Here is a 9,714-nt window from a genome sequence, read left to right as displayed (position 1 = left end):
CGGGCCTCCTCGCAGCAAGAGCGGGCGGGAGGTCAGGGCCGCCAGAAGGGCTTGCCCAGCTCCTCCCGCACGGTCCGCTCGTCCAGGCCGATGTCGGCCCACAGATGCGGGTCCATGGTGGCGAGGCGGTTGCGGTAGGCGCGCCGCTCCGCCCACAGGCGCGGCATCCGCATCAGACGGACCAGCAGCGGCAAGCGGCCATCCCGCAGGTGAGTCCGTCGCTGCATCCCGCTCATGCCGTCCATGGCCGCCTCCTGCCCTGCGTGTCTTCGCCAAGCCGCAGGGTGGCAAGGTCCGGGCTTGCCGACAAACCAATGCTTCTCATAAAGTCGATGACTCTCAGTCATGCTACAGGAGTTTCCCCATGCGTCGCAGCCTTCCGCCCCTGCATGCCCTGCGTGCCTTCGAGGCGGCGGCCCGATGCATGAGTTTCTCGAAAGCGGCGGACGAGCTGTGCGTCACCCAGGGCGCGATCAGCCGCCATGTCCAGGGGCTGGAGGACTGGCTGGGCATGCCGCTGTTCCGCCGGCTGACGCGGCGGGTGGAACTGACCGAGGAAGGGCGGGCGCTGCTGCCGGTCCTGACCGAATCCTTCGACCGCATGGCCGAGACCACCGCCCGGCTGAAGACCCGCGGCCGCGACCTGCGCATCCGCGTCGCCTATTCCTACGGCATCCGCTGGCTGATGCCGCGGCTGAGCCGGTTCCAGGCGCAGCATCCCGACGTCCAGGTGCGGGTCACCGTCGCCTGGCGCGGCGGGCATGAGCTGGACCCGCAGGAGTTCGACGCCGCCATCGCCTTCTGCCCGGAGCCGCCGCGCGGCTATGCCGTGGAGATCCAGCCGGAGCGGCTGACGGTGGTCTGCCCGCCGGCACTGGCCGAGCGGCTGCGCGAGCCCGCCGATCTCGCCCACATCCCGCTGCTGCACGGCTGTTCCGGCGGGCAGGACTGGCGGCGCTGGCTGACGGAGGCCCGCCTGCCGGAGTTCGAGGCGCTGGACCGCGGCGCGGTGTTCGATGCGATGGACCCGGCGCTGCAGGCCGCCGCCTCCGGCCTGGGGGCCACGGTGGCGGACCGGGTGCTGGCGACCGGGGACATCGCGGCCGGCCGGCTGGCCGTCCCCTTCCCGGAGATCGAGGCATCCTCCGGCAGCTATTGGTTCGTCTGTCCGGAGGCGGCGAAGGACCGGCCGTCGATCGCCGCCTTCCGCGCCTGGCTGCTGGAGGAGGCCCAGGCGATGCCGGCGCTCGCCGCGTAGGGACCGCGAGGGGCGCCGGGCGGGACCGCTACAGCGGGTCGTTGTGGTCGCGGCGGTCGCCCGGCTTGGCGTGGCCGATGATGGCGCTGAAGCCGAAGAGCAGCAGCAGCACGCCCATGATGATCTCGATGCCGCAGATCAGCCGCACCGGGCCGGTCACCGGATGGATGTCGCCGTACCCCACCGTGGCGAAGGTGACGAGGGAGAAGTAAAGGCCCTCCGGGAAGGTCAGGTCGCGCCGGACGCCGTCGATGACGAAGTTCGGCTCCACCATGAAGCGGTCCATGATGGTGTAGAGCGCGCCGAACAGGATGATGCAGAGCGAATAGAAGGTCAGGAAGGCGAAGGCCGGCAGCACCAGCCGCGCCGCCTGCTGGAAGAAGCCCTCGAACAGGATGCCGGCGTCGAGCAGGAAGATGGCGATGTCGCGGGCGACGAAGGTGACGATCAGTGCGATGGCCGTCATCGACAGCAGGAACAGGGCGCTCAGCCCCTCGGTCGTGAAGTCGTGGCCGGGAACCAGGAAGGTCAGGGCGCCGATTCCCCAGACCGGTGCCATCCACAGCATGACCCGGTCGAAATGCCCGCCGTCGCGCAGCCGCCGCGACATGACGATGCTGCGGATCGCCGCGGCCCGCCACCATGCCCCGCCGAGGAAGCCGGCGAGCGGCAGGACGAAGGCGATGCCCTGCAGCGCCGACGGAATGCTGTGGAAGTTGCTTTCCAGGAAGAAGACGAAGACGCAGGCGTAGACGCCGATCGAGTTCGCCAGCGCCAGCGTGAAGAACTGGCTGCCGGGGAACAGGTAGTGGAAGGCCCCGACCACCAGGCCGACCGACCCGAGCAGCACGAAGGTCAGGTCGCTGGAGACCGAGCGGATCGACAGCGCGATCAGTCCCTGCAGCAGGGCGGTGAGCACCATGCCGCTGAGCCAGGAACGGTTCGACAGGTTGCGCGGGCTGTGGCCCGGCGCGGCGACCTTCGGGCGGCGATCGGGAACGGTCTGGTCCATGGGTCCGGCTTGCGCGAAAGATATAGCCCCTTATACCGGCCCGCGATGCGGACAGGCAGGGATTTTAGGGGCTCCTCACCTCTCCCCGCTCACCAGCCGCCGGTGGCCAGCCAGCGGTCCAGCATCTCCATCCGGTCCCAGCCCCAGAAGGGCTCTTCATCCACGATGAAGAAGGGGGAGCCGAAGACGCCCTTCCCGACCGCCCCGTCGGTTTCCGCCCGCAGCCGGTCCTTGACCTCCGGATCCTGGAGGGCGGCCAGCACCGCGGCGCGGTCGTGCCCCAGCGTGGCGGCGATCTCCGCCACCGTCTCCGCCGGGCCGATGTCGCGCCCCTCGGCGAAATGGGCGTGGTAGAGCCGGCGGGCGAGGAGCTTCGCCTGCTCCGGATGGGCGTCGGTCAGCCAGTAGACGGCGCGCGAGGCGGCGACGCCGTTGACCGGTGCGGAGTCGGGAAAGGTGAAGGGCGCGCCGGTCAGCCGGGCGATGCGGCCGACGTCGTGGGTCAGGTATTCGCCGCGCAGGGGCTGCTGCAGGTTCGGCTTCATGCCGGTCACCTTGAAGATCGCCCCCAGCAGGATCGGGTGCCAGCGCACGGTGCGGCCATGCGACGCAGCCAGATCGTCGATCCGCAGGCTGGCGAAATAGCCGTAGGGCGAGGCGAAGTCGAAATAGAAATCGATCGGTTCGGCCATCGGCGCTGTCCTCCCGGTGTTCTGGTTCCGGAAAGGCTAGCCTGCCCCCGGGGCCGGCGTCCAGTTCCGCAGCCCCGGCGCGAATGCCCGGCGGGCATCCTGGTTGCAGACCGGGTTCAGATGGCGCGCACCTTGGTGTCGAAGACGTAGCCGGCGCCGCGTTCGGTCTTGATCAGGCGCGGTTCCTTGGGGTTCGACTCGATCTTGCGGCGCAGGCGCAGGATCAGCACGTCGATGGAGCGGTCGAACACCTCCGACCCGTCGGCACGCGTCAGGTCGAGAAGCTGGTCGCGCGTCAGCACGCGCTGCGGCCGCTTCACGAAGGCGGCGAGCAGCCCGAACTCCGCCTTGGTCAGCTCCACCTCGCGGCCGTCCTGGGCGCGCAGCCGCTGGGCGGTGAGGTCGAGTTCCCAATTGGCGAACTGCACGACGGCGCGCAGGTCGTCGGCGCTGCGCGGCGGGCGGCCGTCGCCCGACACGCGGCGCAGCACGGCCTTGATGCGGGCCAGCAGCTCGCGCGGGTTGAAGGGCTTGGTGAGGTAGTCGTCGGCACCCAGCTCCAGCCCGACGATACGGTCGACGTCCTGGTCCTTCGAGGACAGGATGATCACCGGGATCTGTGTTTCGGAGCGGATATGACGGACCAGTCCCAGACCGTCGCCGTCAGGCAGCCGCAGATCGCACACGACGAGATCGACCGGATCGCCCGTCAGGGCCTCCTTCGCCGACGCGGTATCGGGAGCGGTCGTGACACGATACCCCTCCGCCGTCAGGTAGGATTCCAGCAGATCGCGCACCGGCTCATCGTCGTCGATCGCAAGAATATGCATGCCCGTTACCTCCCCCCATCCTTCTTAACCCACGCTTACGCTATGTGCAATCGGTTACACAGGGCTCCGAAGTCGGGTTAACGCTGGTTTACGAACGGCACGGTTTCTGATTCGGTGGGGCCGAACCGGATCGGGGGTGCCGTGCCATGAGTTCCATCGCAGCCGAATTTGGTCAGAAATCGCGTCTGAAGGCGCTGCTGGATCATTTTTCGCTGATCGACGATCCGCGCGATCCGTGGCGGGTGGCCTATCCCTTGCCGGAGATTCTGCTTCTGGCGGTCTGTGGGACGATCGCCGATTGTGAGGATTATGAGGCGATCGCAGCGTGGGGCGAAGCCCGGCTCGATTTTCTGCGGCGGTTTCAGCCCTACCATCACGGGGTGCCGAGCGGACGCTGGCTGACCGTGTTCATGAACCGGATCAACCCGTGCCTGTTCCAGGACTGCTTCACAGCCTGGGTGCGCGAGGCTTGGCCCGACCGCCCCGAGCTTGTCGCCATCGACGGCAAGACCTCGCGGCGCAGCCATGACCGCAGCCGCGCTCAAGCCCCTCTCCACTTGGTGTCGGCCTTCGCCACCACCAGCCGTCTGGTGCTCGGGCAGGAAGCCGTCGAAGACAAGGCTGGCGAACTCGCGGCCATTCCCGTTCTTCTGGAGCGCCTAGCGGCCGACGGCGGCCTCACGGGAGCGATCGTGACCATCGACGCCATCGCCTGCAACGCCACCATCGCCCAAGCCATCCGCGACGCCGGGGCCGACTACCTGCTGGCGGTCAAGGCCAACCAGCCGACCCTGCGCGATGAGATCGAAACTTACTTCGCCGAGGCCCCGGACGTGGCCCTCGAGCACGCCACCGACATCGACAAGGGCCATGGCCGGATCGAGCAGCGCACGGTCACGGTCGCCCGCGAGGTCGATTGGCTGACCGGCGAGCGCCGCTTCCCCGGCGAGGTGCGTCTGCCCGCCGTCGCCTCGATCATTCGGGTTGGCAGCAAAGCCGAGTTGAAGGACCGCTGCCGCTTCGACACCCGCTACTACGTTTCTTCCGCCACGCTGAGCGCCCAGGCAGCGGCTGAGGCCATTCGGGGGCATTGGGGCATCGAGAACCGGCTGCATTGGGTTCTCGACGTCGTCTTCACCGACGACCAGTCCCGCTTGCGCAAGGGACATGGCGCTCAGAACATGGCCGTCGTCCGCCATTTCGCCATCAATCTCGTCCGCAAGGCCGAGGAACCCGCCCGGCCGCGCTCGGGACTGCGGCGCGCCACCAAAAAACCGGCCAAACCCAAAGCGACAAGCATCAAGCTCCGACGAAAGCTGGCGGGATGGGACACCGATTACCTCGACGCCATCCTTGCCGCCAAAATCCGTTAACCTGGATTCGGAGCCCTGATCGGTTACAGGGCGGTAACCTGCCACCGGTTTAGGGTCTATCGCTTGATCCGGCTGAAATGTGCGGTACCCGCACCGAAACCAAAAAACCCGGAAACTGACATGCTGGCGACACATCCCCCGTCTTTACTTCGAGCGTCGGAATTGGGGGAGACCGAAGATCATGTCGAAGATTGACCAGTGCCTTGAGCGCCTCGCGCTTCTCGACCGGGCCGATCGTCTGCTGAGCGAGGTCCGGCTGTACCACCACCAGGTTCCGCTGCGCGAGCAGTTCGCCCAGCACCGCATGCTGCTGGGCGAGGCCCGCCGCCATCTCGACTCCGCCCGCTCCATCGGCGGGCACTGACGGACGAGACGCCGCCGTGCCGCCCATCTGCCCCGCCTGCCGCAGCGTCACGGCCGACCGGTCCCCCCGGCCGGGCGAGGCGGTGCGCCGGCAGGGAACGGAGCGGCCGACGGTTCCGCTGGCCGCGCGCTGCGCCGCCCACCGGCCGGCCGGCCGGCCGGAACCGGCGACGGTGATCCCGCTGCCCGCCCGGCGGACCGGCCTGTGGCAGGAGATGATGGGCCGCTGGCTGGGAGAGCATCCGGCGGCCGACTGACGCCCGCCCGCCCATCCGCCGCGACGCCGCCGCATCGTCGGGCCGCAGCACCGCAAGACCGCCATGTCGCAAAGGTTGCACGGCGGTGCCATCATCTTTCCCTATTCAGAGGGTAGGACTGCGGCCATGCTCATGGTTCGCAGCAACCCCAGGGGGAAAGATTGCCGATGATCCGCACCGCCTTGCTCGTCACCGCCGCCAGTCTGCTGGCGCTGACCGCGCATGCCGCCGCCGGAGCCGCCGCCGGAGCCGCCGAAGGCACCGCCGAAGGCACCGCCGCCGGCCGGCTCGCGCTGAAGCGGGTGCTGCTGTCGACCGGCGGCGTCGGCTATTTCGAGCTGGAGGCGCGGGTCAGCGGCGACTCGGACCTCGCGCTGGAGGTGCGGCGCGACCAGGTGGACGACGTGCTGAAGAGCATCGTCGTCTATGACGAGACCGGCGGGGTCGGAACCATCGGGCTGCCGGGGCCGGAGCCGCTGGAGACCGCCTTCCGCGAGCTGCCGGTGTCGCCGGACGATCTCGGCTCGCCCACGGCGCTGCTCAACGCCCTGCGCGGGGCGGAGGTGACGGTGGGCGGCGCGCGGGCGCTGTCGGGCCGGCTGCTGTCAGTGACCGAGGAGACGGTGCAGCTCCCCGACGGCGGCGGCACGGTGCCGCGCCACCGGGTCAGCCTGATGACCGGCGACGGGCTGCGCCAGCTCGTGCTGGAGGATGCCGACGGGCTGCGCTTCACCGACCCGGCGTTGCAGGCCCAGCTCGACCGTGCGCTGGCGGCGATGGCCGAGGGCACCCGCAAGGAGCGGCGGCGGCTGACCGTCCGCGTCACCGGCAGCGGCGAGCGCACGGTGCGCGTCGGCTATGTCGTCGCGGCCCCGCTGTGGAAGGCGACCTACCGCCTGACCCTGCCGAAGGCCGGCACCGGCCAGGGCGCCCTGCAGGGCTGGGCGGTGCTGGAGAATCTGAGCGGCGAGGACTGGCGCGACGTGGACCTGACGGTGGTGTCGGGCAATCCGGTGACGCTGCGCCAGGCGCTCTACACCGCCTATTTCGTCAACCGGCCGGAGGTGCCGGTCGAGGTGCTGGGCCGCGTGCTGCCGCGCCCGGACGAGGGCGGCGTGGAGGTCGGCACCGCCGACCAGTCGCGCGCCCGCATGGCGGAGGCCGCCCCGCCCGCCCCCGGCATGCCCGCCCCGACGATGGCTCCGGCGCCCAAGGCGATGGGCGCCCCCGCCCAGGGCTACGCCGCCCCGCCGCCGGCCGTCCCGCTGGCCGCCGAGAGCACGGCGGCGACGGCACAGGTGCTGTTCCGCTATCCCCAGCCGGTCAGCGTGGCGAACGGCGGCACGCTGATGATGCCGATCGCCGCCAAGGCGTTGCCGGCCGAGCGGATCGCGCTCTACCAGCCGTCGGTCCAGCCGCGCCATCCGCTGGCCGCCGTCCGGCTCGACAACGATACCGGCGGCGCGCTTCCCCCCGGGGTGCTGACGCTGTTCGACCAGACCGCGGCCGGCGCCGCCTTCGTCGGCGACGCCCGCATGGCGACCCTGCCGGCCGGCGAGAAGCGGATGCTGTCCTTCGCGGTGGACCAGGACCTGACCATCGACCGGGCGGAGCGGCCGGACGAGACGCTGTCGCGCGCCACGCTGGCCGACGGGGTTCTGCAGCTCACCGTGACCGAGCGGCAGACCACCACCTACACGCTGGCCGGCGCCCGCGAGGACCGCAGCGTGGTGATCGAGCATCCGCGGCGCGGCGGCTGGGATCTGGTGGAGCCCAGGCCGGCGGCCGGGGGTACGGTGGAGGCCACGCCCGGCGCCTGGCGCCTGCCGGTCGCCGTCCCGGCGGGCAAGACCGTCGCGCTGGCCGTGGTGACCGAGCGCCCGCGGCAGGAGCGGATGGTGCTGACCGATCTCGACCCCGACCGCATCGTGGCGCTGGCCGCCGCGCCGCAGCTCCCCGCCCCGGTGCGCGAGGCGCTGGGCAGGGTCGGCGCCCTGCGCGCCACCCTGGCGGAGAAGGAGCGGCGCGTCGCCGGTCTGGAGCGCGAGCAGGCCGAACAGGTGAAGGAGCAGGAGCGGCTGCGCGAGAATCTCGGCGCCCTGCCCAACGGCAGCGACCTGCAGAAGCGCACGCTGGCCAAGATGGGCGAGATCGAGACCCGGCTGGACGGCCTCTCCCGCAGCCTGACCGCCGCCCGCGGCGAGGTCGAGGCGGCGCGCAGGACCCTGACCGACCAGGTGCGCGGCCTGCGGCTCTGAGGCCGCGGCTTCAACCTTTTCTCAAGCTGTCGCGCGTAGGGATCGGAGGGCGGCGGGAAGCGGGGCGGGACAATGGTCGCAGCGGAGGCGGGCTGGTGATGACGATGCGGCGCTCCGGCCTTCCGGCCGCCCTCGCGGCGGCGCTGCTCGCCCTCCTGGCCGGCGCGCCGGCCGCGGCGAAGGGCCCGCTGGAACGGACGGCGCCGGACCACATGGCGCCGGTGCCGCCGGGCCGGGACCTGCCGCTGGCGCCGCCCATCACCTCCTTCGCGCTGCCGCCGCAATGGGTGACGATCCGCTCCACCCAGGACTGGCGCCGGGCCGGCAGGTTCGAGAAGGATCTCAGCCGCGACTGCGCCGCCCGGCGGTTCCGCGAGCTGATGCCGCTGCGCTTCCGCGCCTATTTCAAGGGCGAGGTGCTGGGGGTCGCCTTCGGCCACGGGCTGAACCTGCACGATCCGCAGAAGAAGGCCGACCGCAAGCTGATCTACCTGTTCCGCGACGGCGACGCGACGAGCTGCACCGTGCTGTCCATCACCAACGAGGATGCCCGGGTGCTGAACGACGCCCAGCCGGAGACGGCCGCGGGCGCCGGCGCGAAGCCCGGCGGGACGCCGCCGGGCCGGTATTAGCCCTCCCCCGCCTTCGCGGCCGGATCGCCGAACACCTCGCCCCAGGCGGCGATCAGCGCCGAATCGACGTCCTCCATCATCACCGGGTGGCCGAGCGCCACGATGGAGGTCACGCCATGCTCGGAGATGCCGCAGGGCACGATGCCGCCGAAATGCGACAGGTCGGGCTCGACGTTCAGCGCGATGCCGTGGAAGCTGACCCAGCGGCGGACCCGGACGCCGATGGCGGCGATCTTGTCCTCCTGCCCCTTCAGCCCGCCATAGGGTCCCTTGTCCACCCAGATGCCGACGCGGCCCTCGCGCCGCTCGCCCTTGATGTTGAAGCTGGCGAGCGTGCGGATGATCCACTCCTCCAGGTCGCGGACATAGGCGCGAAGGTCGGCGCCGCGCTTCTTCAGGTCCAGCATGACGTAGGCCACGCGCTGGCCCGGCCCGTGATAGGTGAACTGGCCGCCACGGCCGGTCCGGTAGACGGGGAAGCGGTCGGGCTGCAGCAGATCCTCGTCGCGGGCGCTGGTGCCGGCGGTGTAGAGCGGCGGATGCTCCAGCAGCCAGACCAGTTCGGGCGCCGTGCCGGCGCGGATCTCCTCCACCCGCGCCTCCATGAAGGCCATCGCGTCGGGGTACGCGACGGGCTCGTCGGAAATCAGCCACTGGACGTCGCCGGGGGCGGCGGTGGAGATGGCGGCCGGAACGGCGGTGGGGATGGCGGCGGTGTCGGGAAGGAAGCTCATCGGGGGTTCTGGGGGCTCGTGTCGTTTTTTTTCGCAGAGGCGATTGTATCGCTTGATCGCCCCCTGGGGATCTGCTATTTCCCCGCTCCACCCGATGAACGCGGTGAGCGACATCGGGTCTACCAGCCTCGTGCGGTCGTGGCGGAATTGGTAGACGCGCAGCGTTGAGGTCGCTGTGGGGCAACCCGTGGAAGTTCGAGTCTTCTCGACCGCACCACTCTCCCTCCCGGGGCGGAGTGACAGGCAACAAGTCAGGCGATGAAAGACGGGCCGCAAGGCCCGTTTCGCTTTTCCGGGCTCGGGCA

The 9,714-nt window shown here is 70.4% G+C and carries 11 protein-coding genes and 1 tRNA gene; 7 read left to right on the top strand and 5 right to left on the bottom strand.

Features of this window, described 5'->3' with window-relative positions; translation table 11 throughout:
- Positions 1-32: 32 nt before the first annotated feature.
- Positions 33-194 (bottom strand): DUF1127 domain-containing protein, encoded by a 162-nt coding sequence (locus DEW08_RS09390; RefSeq protein ID WP_245986546.1) that lies wholly within the window; start codon positions 192-194, stop codon positions 33-35.
- 170 nt (positions 195-364) lie between these two features.
- Between DEW08_RS09390 and DEW08_RS09385 the strand changes: the two genes are divergently transcribed.
- Positions 365-1,258 carry a LysR substrate-binding domain-containing protein gene (locus DEW08_RS09385; RefSeq protein WP_109326531.1) on the top strand — a complete coding sequence of 298 codons (894 nt, stop codon included), beginning with the start codon at positions 365-367 and terminating at the stop codon, positions 1,256-1,258.
- 28 nt (positions 1,259-1,286) lie between these two features.
- On the opposite strand, the gene DEW08_RS09380 is transcribed toward DEW08_RS09385, so the two are convergent.
- The 3 genes from DEW08_RS09380 to DEW08_RS09370 all read right to left on the bottom strand — a co-directional run bounded on the left by DEW08_RS09380 (position 1,287) and on the right by DEW08_RS09370 (position 3,792).
- Positions 1,287-2,270 carry a potassium channel family protein gene (locus DEW08_RS09380; protein WP_109326530.1) on the bottom strand — a complete coding sequence of 328 codons (984 nt, stop codon included), beginning with the start codon at positions 2,268-2,270 and terminating at the stop codon, positions 1,287-1,289.
- Positions 2,271-2,359: 89 nt separating this feature from the next.
- On the bottom strand, positions 2,360-2,962 hold the full coding sequence (locus DEW08_RS09375) for a 2-hydroxychromene-2-carboxylate isomerase (protein WP_109326529.1): 603 nt from the start codon (positions 2,960-2,962) through the stop codon (positions 2,360-2,362).
- Positions 2,963-3,078: 116 nt separating this feature from the next.
- Complete coding sequence (locus tag DEW08_RS09370; protein ID WP_109326528.1) at positions 3,079-3,792, bottom strand: response regulator; 714 nt, start codon at positions 3,790-3,792, stop codon at positions 3,079-3,081.
- Positions 3,793-3,938: 146 nt separating this feature from the next.
- Between DEW08_RS09370 and DEW08_RS09365 the strand changes: the two genes are divergently transcribed.
- The 5 genes from DEW08_RS09365 to DEW08_RS09345 all read left to right on the top strand — a co-directional run bounded on the left by DEW08_RS09365 (position 3,939) and on the right by DEW08_RS09345 (position 8,675).
- The gene (locus DEW08_RS09365; RefSeq protein WP_109326513.1) at positions 3,939-5,165 is read left to right on the top strand and encodes an ISAs1 family transposase; all 1,227 of its coding nucleotides are present in this window, start codon (positions 3,939-3,941) and stop codon (positions 5,163-5,165) included.
- 181 nt (positions 5,166-5,346) lie between these two features.
- A complete protein-coding gene (locus DEW08_RS09360) occupies positions 5,347-5,529 on the top strand; it encodes a hypothetical protein (RefSeq protein WP_109326512.1) in 183 nt (60 codons plus the stop codon).
- A 16-nt stretch (positions 5,530-5,545) separates the two neighbouring features.
- A complete protein-coding gene (locus DEW08_RS09355) occupies positions 5,546-5,785 on the top strand; it encodes a hypothetical protein (RefSeq protein ID WP_109326511.1) in 240 nt (79 codons plus the stop codon).
- 167 nt (positions 5,786-5,952) lie between these two features.
- Positions 5,953-8,043 carry a DUF4139 domain-containing protein gene (locus tag DEW08_RS09350; RefSeq protein WP_109326510.1) on the top strand — a complete coding sequence of 697 codons (2,091 nt, stop codon included), beginning with the start codon at positions 5,953-5,955 and terminating at the stop codon, positions 8,041-8,043.
- Positions 8,044-8,141: 98 nt separating this feature from the next.
- Positions 8,142-8,675, top strand: a complete 534-nt coding sequence (locus tag DEW08_RS09345) for a hypothetical protein (protein WP_245986544.1) — start codon at positions 8,142-8,144, stop codon at positions 8,673-8,675.
- Here the strand turns inward: DEW08_RS09345 and lipB are convergent.
- Positions 8,672-9,289, bottom strand: a complete 618-nt coding sequence (gene lipB, locus DEW08_RS09340; protein WP_245986625.1) for a lipoyl(octanoyl) transferase LipB — start codon at positions 9,287-9,289, stop codon at positions 8,672-8,674. The genes DEW08_RS09345 and lipB overlap by 4 nt on opposite strands.
- A 252-nt stretch (positions 9,290-9,541) precedes the next feature.
- Here lipB and DEW08_RS09335 point away from each other — a divergent pair.
- Positions 9,542-9,626: transfer RNA gene (locus DEW08_RS09335), tRNA-Leu, on the top strand.
- The last annotated feature ends 88 nt before the right edge of the window (positions 9,627-9,714 follow it).

This window comes from Azospirillum thermophilum (assembly GCF_003130795.1).
GTDB classification, from domain to species: domain Bacteria; phylum Pseudomonadota; class Alphaproteobacteria; order Azospirillales; family Azospirillaceae; genus Azospirillum; species Azospirillum thermophilum.
The sequence above is the reverse complement of the archived record's forward strand: the minus strand, read 5'-3'. Positions and strand labels throughout refer to the sequence as shown.

Coding starts and splice junctions, on each gene's coding strand:
- DEW08_RS09385 (WP_109326531.1), top strand. CDS start 365: ATGCGTCGCAGCCTTCCGCCCCTGCATGCCCTGCGTGCCTTCGAGGCG.
- DEW08_RS09380 (WP_109326530.1), bottom strand. CDS start 2,270: ATGGACCAGACCGTTCCCGATCGCCGCCCGAAGGTCGCCGCGCCGGGC.
- DEW08_RS09375 (WP_109326529.1), bottom strand. CDS start 2,962: ATGGCCGAACCGATCGATTTCTATTTCGACTTCGCCTCGCCCTACGGC.
- DEW08_RS09370 (WP_109326528.1), bottom strand. CDS start 3,792: ATGCATATTCTTGCGATCGACGACGATGAGCCGGTGCGCGATCTGCTG.
- DEW08_RS09365 (WP_109326513.1), top strand. CDS start 3,939: ATGAGTTCCATCGCAGCCGAATTTGGTCAGAAATCGCGTCTGAAGGCG.
- DEW08_RS09360 (WP_109326512.1), top strand. CDS start 5,347: ATGTCGAAGATTGACCAGTGCCTTGAGCGCCTCGCGCTTCTCGACCGG.
- DEW08_RS09350 (WP_109326510.1), top strand. CDS start 5,953: ATGATCCGCACCGCCTTGCTCGTCACCGCCGCCAGTCTGCTGGCGCTG.
- DEW08_RS09345 (WP_245986544.1), top strand. CDS start 8,142: ATGACGATGCGGCGCTCCGGCCTTCCGGCCGCCCTCGCGGCGGCGCTG.
- lipB (WP_245986625.1), bottom strand. CDS start 9,289: ATGGCCTTCATGGAGGCGCGGGTGGAGGAGATCCGCGCCGGCACGGCG.